Source organism: Actinopolyspora mortivallis DSM 44261 (genome assembly GCF_000384035.1).
Lineage (GTDB): Bacteria > Actinomycetota > Actinomycetes > Mycobacteriales > Pseudonocardiaceae > Actinopolyspora > Actinopolyspora mortivallis.
In genome coordinates this window covers 3288704-3307693 of record NZ_KB913024.1, presented here as the reverse complement: position 1 = coordinate 3307693, position 18990 = coordinate 3288704, and the positions used below count along the sequence as shown (strand labels likewise).

The following is an 18990-nucleotide window of genomic DNA, read 5'->3' as shown; positions in this document are numbered from 1 at the left end:
CAAGGACGCGCCGAGTTCACCGATGCGGGCAACGATTCTGCGACGGACGGGCCCCGGTACGGATCCGTGGAAATACCCGGATCGGGCTGGGTGCCGGGACCGGGGAACGGTCCCGGCACCGGTGCTCACTCAGCCGAGCTTGTCGACCACCCAGTCGATCGACTGGGTCAGCTTGGTGACGTCGTCCGGCTCGATCGCGGGGAACGTGCCGATGCGCAGCTGGTTGCGCCCGAGCTTGCGGTAGGGCTCGGTGTCCACGATCCCGTTGGCCCGCAGGGCCTGGGCCACCGCCGCCGCGTCGACCGACTCGGCGAAGTCGATCGTTCCCACGACCTGGGAGCGCTTGGCGGGGTCGCCCACGAAGGGCGTGGCGTAGTCGGAGGCCTCGGCCCAGGAGTACAGCCTGCGCGAGGACTCACCGGTGCGCCGCACGCACCAGTCCAGACCGCCCTGTTCGAGCATCCACTCGACCTGGTCGGCCAACAGGAACAGGGTGGCCAGGGCGGGGGTGTTGTAGGTCTGGTTCTTGCGGGAGTTGTCCAGCGCGGTGGTCAGCGAGAGGAACTCGGGGATCCAGCGGTCCGTGCCCCCGATCTCCCCCACGCGTTCCAGCGCGGCCGGACTCATGACGGCGATCCACAACCCCCCGTCCGAGGCGAAGCACTTCTGCGGGGCGAAGTAGTACACGTCCACGTCGGCGGGGTTCACCGGAAGCCCGCCCGCGCCGGACGTGGCGTCCACCGCGACGAGCGCGTTCTCCGAGCCCGCCGGGCGGGTCGGGGGCAGCATGACCCCGGTGGAGGTCTCGTTGTGCGCCCAGGCGATCAGATCCACGGAGGGATCGGACACGGGGTCGGGAGCGTCCCCCGGTTCGGAGGACACGATCACCGAGTCCTGGAGGAACGGTGCGGCCTTGGTCGCTTTCGCGAACTTCTCGGAGAACTCTCCGTAGGTCAGGTGCAGGGCCCGCTGCCGAACCAGTCCGAGTGTCGCGGCGTCCCAGAAAGCGGTCGTTCCTCCCACTCCCAGGACGACCTCGTAGCCCTCCGGGAGCGAGAAGAGCTGGCGAAGACCTTCGCGCACCCGCCCCACGAGTGACTTCACCGGCTTCTGCCGGTGCGAGGTGCCCATGATGTCGGCTCCCTGGTCGGCGAGCCGGTTCAACTGCTCGGGGCGGACCTTGGACGGCCCGCATCCGAATCGCCCGTCCGTGGGGACGAGCTCGGCGGGCAACCGCAGTGTCGTCGGATCGATGTTGGTGTCGGCCTGCGTCATGCCGGCGCCTCCGGTCCTTGTTGAGTTCAGCCCATGACCACGGGCTGCTTGCGGAACGTTCACGAAGTTGGCCAGAGACCGGCGCCGTTGCCGGCTCAAGCACATCGGCGGTGGTGACGGATCTCGCCGCCGCCGTCGGTGTGAACCAACCGACGGAAACTTACTGCGTCGGGACCGCACTTGGCCACAGTGACGAGCCGGGTGTCACTCTCGCGTGATGATCTCCGCGCGGACGCGGCACGGTCCGTGTTGCTTCCACGTCCGAGGGATGTCCCGCCGGGGCGGGGAAGGGGGTTCCGAGCGGGGTTCAGTCGCCCGGTTCGGCGAGCCGACCGGGATCCTGTTCGCGCAGCTGCTCCATCAGCTCGCCGCGGGCGCGGGCCACCCGGGAACGCACCGTTCCCGTGCGACAGCCCAGCACCCGGGCCGTCTCCGCGTAGCCGAGACCGAGCACCTGGGTCAGCACGAAGGCCTCGCGGCGGCGCTGGTCCAGCGCGTCCAGGGCGCTGCGCAGGGCGTAGCCGTCCAGCAGGCCGGGGGTGCGCGGTTGGCTCGCCTCGGCGGCCCGCTGCCAGTCGGCCCGCTCGGCCCGCCGGGGCCTGCGCGCGCGGTGGCGCAGGTGGTCGGCGGCCACCCGGCGCGCTATCGAGAGCAGCCAGGTACGCGCCGGTGCACTGCCGCGATAGGACCCGAGGGAACCGAACGCCCGCAGATAGCACTCCTGGGTGAGGTCCTCGGCCGAGTTCCCGTCGGTGAGGTGGCGCAGCAACTGCCAGACCTGCCGCTGTGTCCCGCGGACGAACGCGGCGGCGGCGTCCGTGTCGCCCTGCTTGGCCGCGAACGCGCAGCGTGTGAGCTCCTGGTCGTCCACACCCGTTCCCATGAGTCCGCCGGCGGAGAGGGACTCCACCGTCGAGCCGATCCGGTTCCTCGACGAGCGCTCGCCGGGGTCGCGCTCGCCGGGTGCGGACTCTACGCGCTCGCCCGCGGCGACCGTCTCCGTGGTTTCCCCGACAGTGGCGGGAACCATGCGGGCGCTGCCGACGACCAGCACCGTGTGGACTGCGTGACGAGTGTCGAGATCCTCTCCGCCGAACTGGACGGCGCCGCGACCGAGCAGGAGAGCGGCAGGGCCCACCGGCACCTGCGGGGGTGCGCCTCCTGCCGCGACTGGTACCGCGAGGCCACGGCCCTCACCCGGGCGGTGCGGGTCATGCCCGCCGAGAGCGGACCGGACGTGACCGAGGCGGTACTGCCCGCGCTGCGGCCCCGTACGCTGGACAGGCTGCGGGGGGCGCGGGGTGAACCGCTGCGGGTCGTGCTGCGCTGTCTGCTCGTCGCGGTGGCGCTGGTCCAACTCGGCCTGGGTGTGTTGCAACTCACCGGGCTGGGGGTGCGCGTGCTACCCGGCGGGACGGCCGAGACCGTCCCGCACGTCGACCACGAGACCGGGTCCTGGAACACGGCTCTGGCCGTGGCGCTGCTCTGGGTGGCGCTGCGGGCCCGCCACGCGGTGGCCCTGCTGCCGATGCTGGGCAGTTTCACCGGCGTGCTCGGAGGGCTGTGCCTGCTGGACCTGTTCTCCGACCGGGTGGGGGTGGGCAGGGTGCTGTCCCACACCCCGGTGCTGCTCGGGCTGGTGCTGGTCGCCGCGCTGGCCGTGCTGCGTGAGCCCGAGGGGTTCCCCGGACGTCCGCGGGCCGCCGCGCCCGCCGGGGAGGCGGACGCGGGCACCCCGAGCGTGGCCGAGTTCACCCGGCGGGACACCGAGGACGGCGGCGACACCCCGGTCGCCCACCGCGCGAGTGCGTGACCGGTCCCATACCCCAGGCTGGAGGTCGGGCGGCGTGACGACGGCCGAACCGTCACGGCGAATCACACGAAAGGTGCCCACATGACGATGTCCGCGGATCCCGTGGAGGCCGAACGCGGTTCCGGGCGGCGGCTGGAGCTGAGCGTGGGCGGGATGACCTGTGCCGCCTGCGCCACCAGGGTGGAACGCAAGCTGAACAAGCTGGAGGGCGTGCGGGCCAGCGTCAACTACGCCACCGCGCGGGCCAGTGTGACCGTCTCCGGCGACACCGACGAGGAGGTGCTCACCGACACGGTCGCCAAGGCCGGCTACCAGGCCGAGGTGCTGCGCCCCGCCGAGCGGCGGCAGCAGGACTCGGGACAGCGGGTGCGTGACCTGTGGCGCAGGCTCGTGGTCGCGGTGGTGCTGTTCATCCCGCTGGCCGACCTGGCGATCCTGTTCACCGTGCTGCCCGAGGCCCGTTTCCCCGGATGGCAGTGGCTGGTGGTCGTGCTGGCGCTGCCGGTGGCCGGTTGGGCGGCCTGGCCGTTCCACCGGGCGGCCCTGGTCAACGCCCGCCACGGCTCCTCCTCCATGGACACGCTGGTCTCGGTGGGCATCCTCGCCGCCTGCGTGTGGTCGCTGTACGCGATGTTCACCCCGAGCGCGGCCCCCGACGACGCCACGGGGCTGTGGCTGCTGCTGAACACCGACGGGGCGGCCTATCTCGAAGTGGCCGCCGGGGTCACCACCTTCGTGCTGGCGGGCAGGTACTTCGAGGCCAGGGCCCAACGCCGGGCCGGGGACGCGCTGCGGGCGCTGGCCGAACTGAGCGCCAAGACCGCCACGGTCGAGGACCCGGACGGCACCCGGCGGGAGATCCCGGTCGAGCGGCTGACCGTGGGCCAGCACTTCGTCACCCGCCCCGGCGAGACCGTGGCCACCGACGGGCGGGTGGTGCGCGGTCGGGCCGCCGTGGACCGCAGCTCCATGACCGGTGAGTCCGTGCCCGTCGAGGTCACCGAGGGCGAGGAGGTCACCGGGGGGACCGTGGTCTCCCACGGCTGGCTGCTGAGCGAGGCCACCAAGGTCGGCGCGGACACGCAGCTGGCGGGCATGGTGCGGCTGGTGGAGCAGGCCCAGGACGGCAAGGCCGCCGTACAGCGACTCGCCGACCGGATCTCGGCCTACTTCGTGCCCGCCGTGCTCGTGCTGGCCGCGCTCACCCTGCTGACGTGGTCGCTGCTGGGGGCCTCCCCGGAGCGGGCGTTCACCGTGGCGCTGTCGGTGCTGGTCATCGCCTGCCCCTGCGCCCTGGGACTGGCCACCCCGACGGCCCTGATGGCGGCCTCGGGGCGCGGGGCCCAGCTCGGGATCTTCCTGAAGGGCTACCAGACCCTGGAGTCCACCAGGCAGGTCGACACGGTGGTGCTGGACAAGACCGGCACCGTCACCACCGGCGGGATGTCGGTGGCGGAACTGTCCCACGTGCCCGGGTTCCCGCGTTCCCGGGTGCTGCGGCTGGCCGGGGCGGTGGAACTGGCCTCCGAGCACGCGGTGGCCGCGGCGGTGGTGGCCGCCGCGCGGGCCGAGTCCTCCGACGGGCAGACCCCGTTGCCCGGGGTGGAGGACTTCACCAACGAACCCGGCCTGGGAGCCACGGGACGGGTGGAAGGCCACGAGGTCCTGGTCGGCCGGGCCAAACTGTTCACCGACCGGGGGATGTCGGTGCCGGAGGAGCTGGACCGGCGGCGCGCGGACTGGGAACGGCGGGGCCGGACCACCGTGCTGGTCGGCTGCGACGGCGCGGTCGTGGCGGTGCTCGCGCTGTCCGACACCCTCAAGCCCTCCGCCGAGGCCGCCGTGCGACGGCTCTCCGAACTCGGTATGCGGACCGTGCTGCTGACCGGCGACAACGAGCCCACGGCCCGGGCCGTCGCCTCCGAGGTCGGCATCGAGGAGGTCGTGGCGGGGGTGCTGCCCGGCGAGAAGGTCGCCGAGATCGAACGGCTGCGCGCCTCCGGGCGCAGCGTGGCGATGGTCGGCGACGGAGTCAACGACGCTCCCGCCCTGGCCACGGCCGACCTGGGACTGGCCGTGGGGGCGGGCACGGACGTGGCGATCTCGGCTGCGGACCTGATCCTGGTGCGCGAGGACCTCACCGCGGTCCCCGACGCGATCCGGCTCGCCCGGCGCACCCTGGGCACCATCAGGGGGAACCTGGTCTGGGCCTTCGGCTACAACCTGGCGGCCATCCCGCTGGCGGTGCTGGGGCTGCTCAACCCGTTGATCGCCGGGGGAGCCATGGCGTTGTCCTCGGGGTTCGTGGTCTCCAACAGCCTGCGACTGCGGCGTTTCTCCCCCTCCTGAGCCGGAGGACACACCGGACAGCGACCCCTCGGGGGAGATCTCGGGGGAAACCCGGGGGACTTCCCCGAGGTGGCCGCGGCGGAAACGGTGTTGGCTGGGAACGGTGCACATCGGAGAGGCGTGCGCTCCGGCCGCGGTTGCCCGGGACTCCGCGTCACGGGCAGAGGTGTGGCGCCGGAGACGCGCTCTCGTGACCTTGCTCACCGAAAGGGGCGCGGGCCCCGTCGGGTCCGTCCGTGCTCTCCGGTGTTCTTCCGAACACCGCACGATGTTCCGCGTGTTCGGAACGTAACCTCACAGGCAGTCTCGCAACCGACGAAGCATGGGGGATTTCACGTGAACATCCCGAACGGGTCGCGGCCGGATCCGGCCACCCGGGAGGACAGCGCCACCTCCACCACCTCCGCCGCCGAACCCGCATCCGGGTACGCGACCAGCGCCTCCGAGCTGGTGAAGGTCTACGGCAGCGGGGAGGCCGGGGTCCGCGCCCTGGACGGCGTCGACATCGGCTTCGCCGGTGGGCGGTTCAGCGCGATCATGGGGCCTTCCGGCTCCGGCAAGTCCACCCTGATGCACTGTCTGGCCGGGTTGGACACTCCCAGCTCGGGGCGGGTGATGCTGGGCGAGACCGACCTGACCGAACTGTCGGACAAGCAGCTCACCCTGACCCGCCGTGACCGGATCGGTTTCCTGTTCCAGTCGTTCAACCTGCTGCCCACCCTCACGGCCGAGCAGAACATCCTGCTGCCGCTGGAGCTGTCCGGGCGCGAACCCGACCGGCAGTGGCTGGACACTCTCACCGAGGCCCTGGGCATCGACCAACGACTGCGTCACCGGCCCAGCGAGCTCTCCGGTGGGCAACAACAGCGGGTCGCGGTGGCCCGCGCGCTGGTCACACGTCCCGAGGTCGTCTTCGCCGACGAGCCCACCGGGGCGCTGGACTCCAAGTCCGGCGCGAACCTGCTGGAGTTCCTGCGCGGCTCGGTGCGCCAGTTCGGCCAGACCGTGGTGATGGTCACCCACGACCCGGTCGCGGCGTCCTACGCGGACAGCGTGGTGCTGCTGGCCGACGGCACCATCGCGGGCCACATCGACCAGCCCACGCCGGAAGCGGTGCTCGACTCGCTGCGCCGGTTGGGTGGGTGAGAGCTCGTGCTGCGCAACACCCTGCTCCAACTCCGACACAACCTCGGACGGCTCTCGGCGGCGGGTCTGGCCATCGTGCTGGGCGTGGGATTCGTCGCCGCCACGCTGGTGTTCACCGGCACCATGCAGGCCTCGGTCCGGCACATGGTGGCCGCGCCCAACCTGGCCGCCGACGTCGTCGTCACCGCGCCGTCCTTGCGGAGCGACGGGGACGTCCCCCAGCGGGAGCGGCTCCGCCGGATCCGGCAGACCGAGGGCGTGGCCGCCGCGGTGCCGCGGACCGAGAGCTACGCCAGCGCCGGGTGGCACGGGGAACGGAACTTCGTGGAACTGTCCCGGCTGCCCGACCAACCGTCGCTGCGCTGGTACGACCTCGTGAAGGGGAGCTACCCCGGAAGCGGGAACGAGGTGGTGGTCAGCCAGCGGGCCGCCGAGTCGGCGGGCCTGGAGCCCGGCGACGAGATCACCCTGAGCCGGCTCGGAAGGGCTCCCTCCGCCCAGGAGGACACCGCCGAACCGCCTCCGGAGCGCACGGCCCGGATCTCGGGTCTGGTGGACATCGGCGGCAGCCTGCTCACCGGAACCAGCCAAGCCACGGTCTTCGCTCCGGGGGAACTGCTGCGCTCGCTGGAGGCCACCGAGTACGACCGCATCGACCTGCTGCTGGACGACGGGGCCGAGACCACGGCCGTGACGGAGCGCCTGAAGGAGAAGCTTCCGGACAGATACACCCAGGTCCGCACCGGGCGGCAGCAGGCCGACTTCGAGGTGGAGCGCTTCAGCGGGAGCCTGTCCACGGCGCTGAACTCCGTGCTGCTGCCGTTCGGTGCGATCGCGTTGTTCGTGGCCGGGTTCGTCATCGTCAACACCTTCTCGGTGCTGCACGCCCAGCGCAGCAGGCAGTACGCCCTGTTGCGGTGCGTCGGCGCCACCCGGGGGCAGATCCGACGTTCGGCGCTGTTCGAGGCCCTGCTGGTCGGGTTGGTCACCTCGGTGATCGGCACCGCCTTCGGCGTGCTGGTCTCGGCGGTGGTGGGCTGGCCGCTGGGGCTGACCGACTCCCCGGTGGACTTCGGCTCGCTCGGTGTCACCCCGTTGGCGTTGGTCGTGCCCGTGGTGGCCGGGATGCTGGTGACCTTCCTGGCCTCGCTGGCCCCGGCCGCCCGCGCGATGCGGGTCTCCCCGTTGGCGGCGCTGCGTCCGGTGCCGGACGAACAGGTCTCCCGCCGGGTCGGTCGGGTCCGGCTGGTCTTCGCCGCCGTGCTCACCGTGCTGGGCGGGGGGCTGCTGCTGTTCGGCGCGACCGGAGCCAGCCTCGGCATGGCCGTGCCGGGCGGGATCCTGGCCGTGGTGGGAGTGCTGCTGTTCACCCCCACGCTCATTCCGGCCGTGGCCAGGGCGTTCGGGCGTGTGTTGCGGCTGTTCGGCCCCCCGGGCACCCTCGCCGGGGGCAACGCCGTGCGCAACCCCTACCGGGCCTCCTCCACCAGCACCGCGCTGATGATCGGTGTGGGGCTGATCGTGGCGCTGGTCACCGGGACGGCCAGCGCGCGGATCAGTGCCAACCGGGAGGTCGACCAGAACTATCCGGTGGACGTGAAGATCTCCACTCGGGAGTACGGCGGAACCGTGCCCGCCAGCGTGCGGCAGCGTCTGGAGTCGCTGGAGGGCACCGCGAGCACCGCCGCGCTGGCGGGTACCACCTTCGAGGTGGAACGACCGGAGGGGAACCTGCCCGAGGGAGTCGATCCCGAGGAGATGTCCTCCGTCACCTTCCGGGCGCTGGGCATCGACCCCGCCGAGCTCGCCGAGGTGTCCCGACACGGTGCCCAGCAGCTGCGTTCCGGGACGATGCTGGTCGACGAGACCCTGCTCACGCCGACGGGCTGGTCGGAGGGTGACCGGGTCGAACTTCCGGTCGGGGACGGTTCCGGCACGTTCCGTGTGGTGGTCAGTGACCTGGTCGACTCCGGGGTGCTGCTGACCCGCTCCGACCTGGCCGCGACGGGAGTCGAGACCCACACCGCCGCCCTGTGGGCCCGTGCCGACACGGACGCCTCCATGCGGGAGTACACCAGCGAGCTGCGCTCCATGGAACGGGACAGCGCCTCGACCCCGGTGAACGTCACGGGGGCGGTGTTGACGCGTGCCCAGTACACCCAGGTGCTCGACACGCTGCTGCTGATCGTCTCCGGCCTGCTGGCGGTCGCGGTGATCATCGCGGTGGTCGGTATCGCCAACACCCTCGGGCTGTCGGTGCTGGAACGCGGCAGGGAGTCCGCGCTGCTGCGCGCTCTGGGGCTGACCCGGGGACAGCTGCGGGGGACCCTGGCGCTGGAGGCGGTGCTGCTGGCCCTGGTCGGGACGGTGCTGGGTGCCGTGCTCGGCGTGCTGTTCGCCTTCGGCGGCGTGGCCGCCCTGCTCGGCCAGGCAGGACTGCCCGTCTCCTTCGCCGTGCCCTGGGCTCGGCTGCTGCTGGTGGTGGCCTGCGCCGTCCCGGCGGGCGTGCTGGCCTCGGTGCTGCCTGCGCGGCGGGCCGCCCGGGCGCAGCCGGCGGCGGCCCTCTCGGAGGAATAGACCGGATCCGTGCCGGCTGCGTGCGTGGGCACGTAGCCGGCACGGGAGTCGGCGCCGCGCGGCCTTGGCGGGAAACGTCGAGTAGTGTGACGGCCCTCGGTCAGCTCCGGGTGGACTCCAGCCGTTCGAACAGGCCCTCGTGTTCGGCGTCGTCGTCTCCCTGTTCTCGCTGCCACTGGCTCAGCAGCACGACCAGCACCAGCAGCATGGGCAGCTCGCCGCCGAGCCAGCCGATCAACGCCCCGGCCCGTTGGGCGGCCATCGGATCGATGCTCCAGGCCAGGTCCAGCGTGCGGTAGTAGTTGTCCGCGATCGGCTCGTCCATGCTCAGCACGAGCACCCCGAAGAAGGCCAGCAGCGGCATCATCCCCAGCGTCACCCCGAGCCTGGCCAGCTGCGGCACCCTGCGTGGCGTGCGGTCGGTGCCCAACACCGACCAGAACCAGAGGTAGCCGGTCACCAGGAAGTACACGTTCATGATCGTGTGTGCCCAGTGCTCCTGCATCACCCACTGGAACAGCCCGGTCAGGTAGAGCCCGTACAGCGACCCGGCCAGCAGCACCGAGGCCACCACCGGGTGGGTCGCCGCCCGCGCGACCGGGGAGTGCACCACCGCCAGCACCCACTCGCGAGGTCCGAACAGCCCCCCGCGTTCGGCGCCGGGCAGGGCGTTCAGCGCCAGCAGTACGGGTTGTCCGAGCACGAGCAGCGCCGGACCCACCATGTTCAGCAGCAGATGCGCAGTCATGTGCATCCCGAAGGTGGCCGGTGCGTAGCTGGCCAGCCCCGAGGAAGTGGCGATCAGCACCGTGGCGCAGCCCGCCATCCAGCTCACGGTGCGGCCCACCGGCCAGCTCTCACCGGCGGCCCGCAGGCGGCGCACTCCCAGCAGGTAGCCCACGGCCAGCAGCACGGCCGCCGTGCCCAGCAGCAGGTCGAACCGCCACGCGGTCAGCAGCCGTATCGGATCGGGGAAGGCGGGCAGGTTGTAGCCGATCAGCAGTTCGGAGGCCGTGGTGTCCCGGGCGAGCAGGTTCGGCGGCGGCACGTGGGCCATCCCCATGGACACTCCCAGGGTGCCCAGCAACAGTGCCCCTTCCACCCCCGCCAGTCGGAGCACGGCGCGGGGTGTCCCGATGCCCGCACGGAACATCCGACGGCGCAGCGGTACGGACACCGCCGCGATCAGCACCAGCATCCCGACCTTGGCCAGCACCAGCGTTCCGTAGCGGGTCTCCAACAGCCGTTCGGGGGGCACCAGCACCAGTGCGGAGATCACCCCCGACAGGGCCAGCACCGCCCAACATCCCGCCGCGAGACGCCGGTAGCGCAGGGCCACCCGCTGTTGGTGTGCCCCGCCGCGCAGCGCGTGGGCCAGCACGGCGAACAGGGTTCCCAGCCACAGCGTGGCCGCCACCACGTGGAATCCCAGGCTGTCCGAGGCGAAGTCGTGCCCGGCGTTGGAGGCCCCGTGGCCCACCAGCACCGGCGGCAGCACCCCCAGCATCCCCACCAGGGACAGGGCGATCGTGGTGCGCCAACGCAGCACGAAGTGGCAGGACAGGGCCAGCACGACCGCGACGGTGGCCGACAGCAGCCAGCCGTCGGGGGCGTCCAGGGCCCCCAGCAGTTCGAGCAGCGAGTTCGGGGCCAGGATCTCGGAGACCGGCTGGCCGGAGGAGTCGGCGGCGTCGAAGACGGTCAGCAGCAGCCCGGCCCCGGCCCACACCCAGGCGGAGATCTCCGCGGCGCGCACGGCCGCGTAGCCGTCGGGGGAGACCATGCGGTCCCGGCGGGGGGTGGTGAAGAAGGCGCAGAACACCAGTGAGCCCACGCACACGGCGGCGGAGAGGTCGAGAACCAGCCGCAGCAGGTTGACGCCGAGCGTGGTCACCGCTCCGGGGTCGGGGTAGCCGAGCACGAGGTAGGCGCGTTCACCGGCGGCGAGCACGGTCCAGACCGTGAGTACCACGGCGGCGAGCACACCCAGGGCCGTCCACAGGGCGGTGTGTCGGCGGTCCCGGGGGCGGGGACCGCTCGGGGCGCTGTTCGGGGCGGGAGCCGACATCGAAGACCTCAGCACTCGGTGGGGAGGGGATGGCCGCGCCGGGCACGGCCGTGGCGGGAACGGCTCTCAGCGGTCCTCGCCGTGGCGTTCCTGCTGGGCGAGCCGGGCGAGCATGGCGTTGTAGGCCTGTCTGGCCCGCTCGTCCTCGTCCACGTTCTCACTGGCCCGCAGGTTCCGGACCTCCGGCTCGTCGGTTTCCTCGTAGGTCCCGGCCAGCGCGCTGCGCCGGGCCGATTCCAGCCAGTTGCCGAAGCCCGCCTCCGGGCCTTTGGAGCGCATCCACTGTTTGACCAGGATCAGGGCGAACAACGCCATGATGGCGTCTCCGAAGAACCACATGATTCCCCCACCGAGCCGTTGGTCGGCCAGCACGGTCAGGGTGCCGTCGTCCAGCCACCAGTCCCGCATGTCGAAGTAGGCGGGAAACAGTGGTTTGTCGGCCATCATCAGGATCACGCCGATGCCGGTGTCCGGCCCCATCCCCATCATCGCGCTGAACACGCGCAGCGGGTACGGGAAGTGCTGCCACCGGGTCGGTTCGGTGCCCAGCAGCGGCAGGAACGTCAGGTAGCCGGTGACCAGGTAGAGGGCGCTCTCGGCGTGGTGCAGCCACGGGTTCAGCAGCATGACCTGCATGAACGGGGTGAGGTGGGTGGCCACGAGCACCACGGAGTACAGCACCATCGTCCAGGCGGGGTGGGTGAGCAGCCCGACGGTGCGGCCCCGCAGCAGGCGTTCGCGGCGGCCGGAGGGGTCCAGTTCGCCGTAGAGCTGGAGCGGTTTGCCGTAGACCAGCAGGGCGGGAACCACCATGATCAGCATCAGGTGTTGGACCATGTGCATGGTGAACAGCGCGTGGCTGTAGACCCCGACGAAGCTGTTCATGGCCACGACCCAGCTCAGCAGGCCGGAGGCGAACAGCCAGCTGCGGTGGGCGGGCCAAGGGCTCTCCGGCCTCCGGCGGTTCCTCCGCACGACCCCGACGGCGTAGCAGGCGCCGATCAGCGCGATCAGCAGGTCCCACCAGAGGGTGAACTTCCAACTGAGCAGCGCGTTGGTGAAGGTCAGCGGTTCGAGGTGGTGCACACCGACACTGTCTCGCATCCCGTTCGCCGGGTTGTCGGGGACATGCCGGACAGTGGGCTGCGGCACGGTCCGAGTGTTCCTCCCGGGCCGTGGCAGGCCCGGCCGAGGGAGGTTCGGGCGGGCTCGTGCCGCCCGCCTCGGCTCTGACGGGGAGAGAGGGCACACCCCACCCGGTGGCAGCCGGGCGGGAGTCACGAGCAGGGGTCAGCCGTGGAGGCGGTCGCTTTTGATCGTGTCGAGGAAGGTGGTGAAGCGCTCGGGAGGGACCGCGAGGACGGGGCTGTCCGCACCGAGTTTGCTGTCCCGGACGAGTGCGGTTCCCGGCAGGTTCCGGGCGACCTCGACACACTGGCCACCCCCGTTGCTTCGGGTGGACTTGCGCCACCGGGCCTCGGTCAGACGGGATGGGGCCATGTGGGTGCTCCTCACGGCAGGGGTCCGTGTTCCTCGTCCGGGAATATCCCGTGCGGCAGGCAACGCACCAGGTCCGACCGGGTGAAGATGCAGACGGTCCCGCCCGGCGATTACCGGGCGGGAGTCACGAGCAGGGGTCAGCCGTGGAGGCGGTCGCTTTTGATCGTGTCGAGGAACGAGGTCCAGGCGGTCTTGCTGAACGGCAACACGGGACTGTTCTGGCCGAGTTTGCTGTCGGCAACGCCGGTGGCGGTGGGCACGTGCGCCACCATGACACACGCTCCACCGCCGCCGTTGCTGCGACTGGACTTATGCCAGCGCGCATGCGTGAAGTCTGCGGTGGTCATCATGCTCCCTTGCCGTGTTCATATGTCATCGACAAGCGTACGGATGAGGTCGATGGATGCTGTCGGTGTCAACGCCTGTTCGGTTAGGGCGTTGAAATTCAGACTATACGATTCGACTTCCTCGGGATCTTCCACGTAGACGCAGCCGGTGAGGTACTCGGCGAAGCCGACATCCGTGAACTCGGGGTCGGGAAACGACAGGATGATGAACGGTGAGTCCATCGCCGGGTGTGCTCCCGCGGTGAACGGCAGGACCTGGATGGTCACGTGTGGAAGTTCGGACATGGACAGCAGGTGTTCGAGCTGAGGGCGTATTACTTCAGGGCCACCTACCCGCTGACGAAGAGCGCACTCGTGTACCACGGTGTGAAGAGCTAGGGGATGCTCGCCGTAGAGGTTGGCTTGCCGTTGGGCGCGTAGTGCGGCTCGCTCTTCAGTGACTGAAGTGTCCACGCTGGGCAACCATGCTCGCATGAGCTCAGTGGCGTAGGACTCGGTTTGGAGCAGGCCGGGAATTAGCTCAAAGCAGTACTCCTTGAGCAAGCATGCTTCAGATTCCAGGCCTACGTACTCGTCGAAATCCTGTTTCAAGGCTTCTGTGCCGTAGCTTTGCCACCAGCCTCGTTGACGTGCCTGAACGGCGAGTGCCATGTACTGATCGCGTTCCTGCTCGGACCTTCCGTAGATGGTTGCCAGAGCGATGATCTCAGCGGTTCCCGGGATCTGCTCAGCGTTCTCATACCTGCTGACTTTGGCTTTAGACCAACCAAGCACGTCGGCGACGTCTTCTTGGCGCATCCGCGCGTGTTCTCGCCAGCTACGCAGGCGTCGGACAAGCTTGCGGAGCCGGACTGTTGGGCTGATGCGTTCGTTTGTCGATGCTTCCTGGGTGTGCTCTGCGTTGAGGTTTCCGTCTGATGTACTCATTTGATTACTCCAATTGGGTGTACTATTGGACAGTTCTGTTGATCAGGGTTGCACGAGTGAGAGTTTCACTCCAGCATGGATACACGTTGGGAGGTTGAAGTGATGGCTCTCACTAAAGGTTCAGCTAGTTCAACAGGGAAGATCTGCTACTGGATCAGTTCACCTGGTTCAGACATGCCGCATAGTACGTACGACCCGCAGAGTCGAGTCAGCCCGGGGAGCGCACTCGTGTTCTTCTGTGAGTGTCGAAGGCATATTTCTGTTCCGAGATTGGACAGTCTGATCTCATCGATTAGACACGTCCGCGTGTGTTGCCCAGAAGAAAGTCCGTACGGCGACGTGTTCGCTGCGTTGTGAACCGCTCGTCCGGTGGTGGCCGCCACCGGACGAGCGGGCTGGTTCCCGCGTGCAAGCCGGCAAGCATCACGCGGGGGTGCTCCGTCAACCGTTTCTCCTGAAGGGGAGCGTTGTTCATGCTAGCGCTGTGTGCAAGACGCGTGTTCCCGCGTCGGCGATCCCTGCGCCACCACCCTGCGCTGGGGGTGGTGTGACATGCGGCCGTTGTGTCCGCGGAGTCCGGTGTTTCTGGTGTGGGCCCCCATCGAGGCCGACCACCGGTGGGGGCAGACACCCCGGTTGCACGCGCTCGAACACCATCCGGCCCGCTGTGCGGGCTCGTGGGTGTTGACGTTGTGTCTGGTGCGGCTTGAGTTGGCCACCATCACCGGCCTTGTTGAGTGTGAGGCCGAGCCTGAGGTGTGTGCCCCGTGCTGCTACACGATCGCGGTGGCCGGTCTCCGGGGGCGGGTGGTGACCCATGCCGTGGCCGAGTGAGTCCCGCTGTCGTTTCGTGGTCGGCACCGACTCCTGGGTTATTCATGCCACCGGGGTGCAACGGCGCCAGGCGTGTGCTCGGGCCGGGCGCGGGCTGCTGGCCTGTTTCTGCGGGGTTCGCATCCGGCTGCCGCAGCAGCCCCCGCAGCGGATCGTGCGGGGTTGGCACGACTACCGCCCGGTGAGTCGCTGGTCCGCACCGCCGCCGGGTGTGTGATCAGCCCGGTGCCGCCTGAGCTTCCCTCCCCCGTCAGGTGGCACCACCACCCCGGCCGGGCACCCCGAGCCCGGCCGGGGATCACCCGTCCTGGACTGTTCGCACCACCGGGAGCCCCCTCATGTCCCGACCCTCGCCGGTGACCACGATCGTGCTGCGCGAATGCGCCGGAGCAGGCCTGGCCGTGGCCGGCTTCGCCTACAGCACCTGGGTCACCCTGATCATGCTGGCCGACCTGCTCGGCCACCTCACCCAACCGGGCCAGATCCAGCTGGGCCAGCACATCCTACTGGCCGGGCTGGACTGCCTGACCTGGTGGACCGGCATCGCCGGACTCCGCCTCGGCGGATGGCGCACCAGGAAAACCACCACCCTCGGCCTGGCCCTACCAGTGGTCTATTCCTCAGAGCTCACCCTGCTGGCCCTGGCCGTCCACCTCGCCTGACACGGTGTTCCCGTGGCGAAGCCGTCCGCGACCGGGCGGACCTGGCTCCAAGAGGGACGGCTCCGAGCAGGTCCGAACGTCGAACAACGGCCCAGGGCACCGAGCACACTCCGAAAACGAGCGGGAAGCCCACCGGTCCCGTGTCGGTTTCGCGCGGAGACGGCCGCGTCGTCGGTGCCCTCCGGCGTGGGTCCCGCGCGAAACCACGGATCCGGGGTGGTGGTCAGCCGACCGTCGCCGCGAGCGGGGTGACGCCGTCCCAGCCGTCCACCTCACTGGGCTTGCGTTCCCCGGGACCGACGTAGCGGGCCGAGGGACGGACGAGCCGACCTGTGCGTTTCTGCTCCATGATGTGCGCCGACCACCCGGCCAGCCGGGCACAGGTGAACATGGCGGGCATCATCGCCGTCGGAACCTGGGCGAAGTCCAGGACCACCGCCGCCCAGAACTCGACGTTGGTGGCGATCTGGCGGTCCGGGCGCCGTTCGGCGAGCACCTCCAGGGCGGCCTGCTCCAGTTCGCAGGCCACCTCGAAACGCGGCGAACCGAGGTGCTTGCAGGTGGCACGCAGCACCCGCGCCCGAGGATCCTCGGCGCGGTAGACCCGGTGACCGAAACCCATCAGGCGCTCGCCACGGTCCAGGATCGACTCGACCACGGCCCGCGCGTCCCCGCGCCGCTCCACCTCCTCGATCATGGGCAGCACCCGCGCCGGAGCCCCGCCGTGCAGGGGGCCGGACATGGCGCCCACCGCCCCGGACAGGCTCGCGGCGGCGTCCGCCCCGGTGGAGGCGATCACACGGGCGGTGAACGTCGAGGCGTTCAGCCCGTGTTCGGCGGCCGAGACCCAGTAGGCGTCCAGGGCCTGGACATGAGCCGGATCCGGTTCGCCGCGCCAGCAGGTCAGGAACCGTTCCGCCACGCTCGAACACTTGTCGAGCTCGGAGGCGGGCACGGGGGAGCGGTCCCCCCGGGCGGACTGCGCCGCGTAGGACAGGGCCAGTTCGGAGGACAGGGCCAGCTGGTGCCGGGCCTGCTCCTCGTCCACGTCCAGCAACGGGGCGAACCCGTGTTTCGCGGCGACCGTGGCCAGCGCCGACTGCACGTCGATGCGCACGTCGCCGTTGCGGGCGGGCAGCGTTTCGTCACCGGCGGGACGCAGCCCCCTGCCGAAACCGCCGTCCACCAACAGTGCCCAGACGTCGCCGAAGGAAACCCTGCCCGCGAGCTCCTCGATGTCCACCCCGCGATAACGCAGGGCACCACCGTCACGGTCCGGTTCGGCGATCTCGGTCTCGAACGCCACCACACCTTCCAGTCCCGGGCTGACGGTGGGCTGCGCGGACCCTTGCTGTGTGCTGTTCGGCATCTCGCCTCGTCTCCTTAGGTTCCGGTTGTGCCGTGTCCCCCGGACGGGAACACGGTGGGGACGTGGCGGGGTGTGGAACACGGCCGTGACGGTCGCGGCCGTTGTCGTAGCGGTAACGGTGCACCCGCGCGCGGTGTCGTGGCAATCGTTTCGGCCGACAATCGGGCAGTGATGAAAAAGATCACACCGTGTGATGCGGGGGTGGTCGGCACCGGTACGGCCGGGAGGGGGCGTTGCCGTTCCCCCGTTCGGCCAACAGGGGGCTGAATCGATTACGAAATCGATCGGGTTCGTCCTGCGGTTCGGCTGTGGTTCGTGTTCCGTTTACCGTCGATCGCGTGGCCGCGCGTCCCGTGCGCGCGGCCGAGTCGTCGTGCACCATGATGCGGTTCACCGCGAGCACGGTCAGTCCAGTGGTGGCGCCCTCGGCGCCGACGTGACCCAGGAGGAACGGATGTCGCAGGCGAAGGCCATGCTGCCCGGAATGCGCGTGTCCTACGACGCGGAACCGCTTCAGGAATCCCTGCTCCGGCCCACATGGCACGAACAGCTCCGGGAGTGGTTCGACGAGGCGGTGCGGGCGGAGGTGCCCGAACCGAACGCCATGGTGCTGGCCACGGCCGACGCCGAGGGGATGCCCTCCTCCCGGACGGTGCTCTGCAAGGGCTTCGACGAGCGCGGACTGGTGTTCTTCACCAACTACACCTCGGCCAAGAGCCACGACCTCGCCGCCACCCGGGTGGCCTCGGCCACCTTCCCCTGGCTCGCGCTGCAACGGCAGGTGAACGTGCGCGGCACCGTGGAGAAGGTCTCCCCGGAGGAGACCGCCGAGTACTGGGCGCTGCGCCCGCGCGGGTCCCAGCTCGGCGCCTGGGCCTCCCCCCAGTCCAGCGTGGTTCCGGGACGGGAGAACCTGGAGTCCTCGCTGGCCGGGATCGAGCGGCGGTTCTCCGAGGCCGAACGCATTCCCGTGCCCCCACACTGGGGCGGCTGGCGCATCCGGCCCCAGTCCGTGGAGTTCTGGCAGGGCCGCCCCGACCGCCTGCACGACCGGCTCCGTTTCCGGAGGACCGACGACTCCTGGAAGCTGGAACGCCTGGCCCCGTGAGGCCGTGGTCGGCCCCGACCACGAGGCCACATGATCGTCGGAGGCATACAGTGGTGCCGTGACCGACGAGATCCCGGCTAGCGGACGACAGTTCGAGATCGCCCACGGCGACACGCACGCGGTGGTCACCGAGGTGGGCGCGGGCCTGCGCGGTTTCCACGTGGACGGTGTGCCCTACAGCGAGAGCTACGAGGCGGACCGGCTGGCACCGGCCGCGGCGGGGGCCGTGCTGGTGCCGTGGCCGAACAGGGTCGCCGACGGGCGGTGGTCGCTGGAGGGCGAGCCCCAACAGCTCGCCCTGACGGAACCGGAACGGGGCAACGCCATCCACGGCCTGCTGCGCCACATCCCGTGGACGGTCAGCGAACACACCGGGTCCACGGTGGTGCTGCACGCCATGATCCCGGCGCAGCCGGGGTGGCCGATCCCGCTGTTGACCTCGGTGGAGTACTCGGTGGACGCGGACGGGCTGACCGTGCGCCACACCGTGGAGAACCTCGGTTCGCGACGGGTGCCGTTCGGGCTGGGCGTGCACCCCTACCCACGGGCGGGCAACGCGGCCACCGACGAGTGCACCCTGCGGCTGGCGGCCTCGAACGTGCTGCCGCTGGACGGGGAGCGGATGCTGCCCTCCGGCCCGCCGCGGGAACTGGCCGGGGTCGAGCAGCGGCTTCCCGGGGGGCTGGCGCTGCGGGACGTGTGGCTGGACACCCCCTTCGGCGGGGCCGCTCCCGCCCCGGACGACCCGGCGGGACTGGTCCGACACTCGGTGACCGACCCGAACGGGCACGGGGTGCAGGTGTGGGCCGACCCCGTCTTCACCTGGGTGCAGGTCTACACCGCCGGGGACTTCCCCGGCCGGGGCAGGGCCGTGGCCGTGGAGCCGATGACCTGCCCGCCCGACGCGCTGAACTCGGGGGTGGACCTGATCGAACTGGAACCGGGGGGAACCTGGTCGGCCCGTTGGGGGCTGCGACCGCTCGGGTGAGCGTCCGGCACCACCCGGCGGGGAGCG

At 70.4% G+C, this 18990-nt stretch carries 17 protein-coding genes; 9 read left to right on the top strand and 8 right to left on the bottom strand.

From position 1 onward, the window contains the following. Positions 1 to 129: 129 nt before the first annotated feature. Both serC and ACTMO_RS21235 read right to left on the bottom strand, forming a co-directional pair. Complete coding sequence (serC, locus tag ACTMO_RS0115560; RefSeq protein WP_019855617.1) at positions 130 to 1275, bottom strand: phosphoserine transaminase; 1146 nt, start codon at positions 1273 to 1275, stop codon at positions 130 to 132. Between the two features lie 307 nt (positions 1276 to 1582). After that, positions 1583 to 2329: a sigma-70 family RNA polymerase sigma factor gene (locus ACTMO_RS21235; protein ID WP_019855616.1), complete on the bottom strand. Its 747-nt coding sequence runs from the start codon at positions 2327 to 2329 to the stop codon at positions 1583 to 1585. Positions 2330 to 2341: 12 nt separating this feature from the next. Here ACTMO_RS21235 and ACTMO_RS21230 point away from each other — a divergent pair, with 12 nt between their 5' ends. The 4 genes from ACTMO_RS21230 to ACTMO_RS0115535 all read left to right on the top strand — a co-directional run bounded on the left by ACTMO_RS21230 (position 2342) and on the right by ACTMO_RS0115535 (position 9160). Next, entirely contained in the window at positions 2342 to 3088 is a 747-nt protein-coding gene (locus tag ACTMO_RS21230) for a zf-HC2 domain-containing protein (RefSeq protein ID WP_157062910.1), read from the top strand. Positions 3089 to 3169: 81 nt separating this feature from the next. Next, the gene (locus ACTMO_RS0115545; protein WP_019855614.1) at positions 3170 to 5437 is read left to right on the top strand and encodes a heavy metal translocating P-type ATPase; all 2268 of its coding nucleotides are present in this window, start codon (positions 3170 to 3172) and stop codon (positions 5435 to 5437) included. A 336-nt stretch (positions 5438 to 5773) separates the two neighbouring features. Beyond that, positions 5774 to 6583, top strand: coding sequence for an ABC transporter ATP-binding protein (locus ACTMO_RS0115540; protein WP_019855613.1), 810 nt, complete (start codon positions 5774 to 5776; stop codon positions 6581 to 6583). Between the two features lie 6 nt (positions 6584 to 6589). Next, positions 6590 to 9160 (top strand): ABC transporter permease, encoded by a 2571-nt coding sequence (locus ACTMO_RS0115535; protein WP_019855612.1) that lies wholly within the window; start codon positions 6590 to 6592, stop codon positions 9158 to 9160. A gap of 100 nt (positions 9161 to 9260) precedes the next feature. On the opposite strand, the gene ACTMO_RS0115530 is transcribed toward ACTMO_RS0115535, so the two are convergent. From ACTMO_RS0115530 to ACTMO_RS0115510, 5 genes are all read right to left on the bottom strand, one after another. Next, complete coding sequence (locus ACTMO_RS0115530; protein WP_019855611.1) at positions 9261 to 11228, bottom strand: bifunctional copper resistance protein CopD/cytochrome c oxidase assembly protein; 1968 nt, start codon at positions 11226 to 11228, stop codon at positions 9261 to 9263. Between the two features lie 66 nt (positions 11229 to 11294). Then, complete coding sequence (locus ACTMO_RS0115525; protein WP_245556205.1) at positions 11295 to 12380, bottom strand: cytochrome c oxidase assembly protein; 1086 nt, start codon at positions 12378 to 12380, stop codon at positions 11295 to 11297. Between the two features lie 138 nt (positions 12381 to 12518). Next, positions 12519 to 12728, bottom strand: a complete 210-nt coding sequence (locus tag ACTMO_RS0115520) for a DUF397 domain-containing protein (protein WP_019855609.1) — start codon at positions 12726 to 12728, stop codon at positions 12519 to 12521. A 137-nt stretch (positions 12729 to 12865) separates the two neighbouring features. Next, positions 12866 to 13075 carry a DUF397 domain-containing protein gene (locus ACTMO_RS22505; protein WP_084792171.1) on the bottom strand — a complete coding sequence of 70 codons (210 nt, stop codon included), beginning with the start codon at positions 13073 to 13075 and terminating at the stop codon, positions 12866 to 12868. Between the two features lie 18 nt (positions 13076 to 13093). Beyond that, complete coding sequence (locus tag ACTMO_RS0115510; RefSeq protein ID WP_084792169.1) at positions 13094 to 14002, bottom strand: helix-turn-helix domain-containing protein; 909 nt, start codon at positions 14000 to 14002, stop codon at positions 13094 to 13096. A gap of 579 nt (positions 14003 to 14581) precedes the next feature. Between ACTMO_RS0115510 and ACTMO_RS0115505 the strand changes: the two genes are divergently transcribed. The 3 genes from ACTMO_RS0115505 to ACTMO_RS0115500 all read left to right on the top strand — a co-directional run bounded on the left by ACTMO_RS0115505 (position 14582) and on the right by ACTMO_RS0115500 (position 15498). After that, on the top strand, positions 14582 to 14836 hold the full coding sequence (locus tag ACTMO_RS0115505; RefSeq protein ID WP_019855606.1) for a hypothetical protein: 255 nt from the start codon (positions 14582 to 14584) through the stop codon (positions 14834 to 14836). After that, positions 14820 to 15053, top strand: a complete 234-nt coding sequence (locus tag ACTMO_RS22500) for a hypothetical protein (RefSeq protein WP_245556204.1) — start codon at positions 14820 to 14822, stop codon at positions 15051 to 15053. Before ACTMO_RS0115505 ends, ACTMO_RS22500 begins: the two co-directional genes overlap by 17 nt. A gap of 121 nt (positions 15054 to 15174) precedes the next feature. Then, the gene (locus tag ACTMO_RS0115500) at positions 15175 to 15498 is read left to right on the top strand and encodes a hypothetical protein (RefSeq protein WP_019855605.1); all 324 of its coding nucleotides are present in this window, start codon (positions 15175 to 15177) and stop codon (positions 15496 to 15498) included. Between the two features lie 223 nt (positions 15499 to 15721). Here ACTMO_RS0115500 and ACTMO_RS0115495 read toward each other — a convergent pair whose 3' ends face one another. Further along, entirely contained in the window at positions 15722 to 16867 is a 1146-nt protein-coding gene (locus ACTMO_RS0115495; protein ID WP_019855604.1) for a citrate synthase 2, read from the bottom strand. Between the two features lie 454 nt (positions 16868 to 17321). Here ACTMO_RS0115495 and pdxH point away from each other — a divergent pair, with 454 nt between their 5' ends. Together pdxH and ACTMO_RS0115485 are read left to right on the top strand one after the other, a co-directional pair. After that, positions 17322 to 17975, top strand: a complete 654-nt coding sequence (pdxH, locus tag ACTMO_RS0115490) for a pyridoxamine 5'-phosphate oxidase (protein ID WP_026449286.1) — start codon at positions 17322 to 17324, stop codon at positions 17973 to 17975. A 58-nt stretch (positions 17976 to 18033) separates the two neighbouring features. Further along, a complete protein-coding gene (locus ACTMO_RS0115485) occupies positions 18034 to 18963 on the top strand; it encodes an aldose 1-epimerase family protein (RefSeq protein WP_019855602.1) in 930 nt (309 codons plus the stop codon). Positions 18964 to 18990 lie beyond the last annotated feature (27 nt).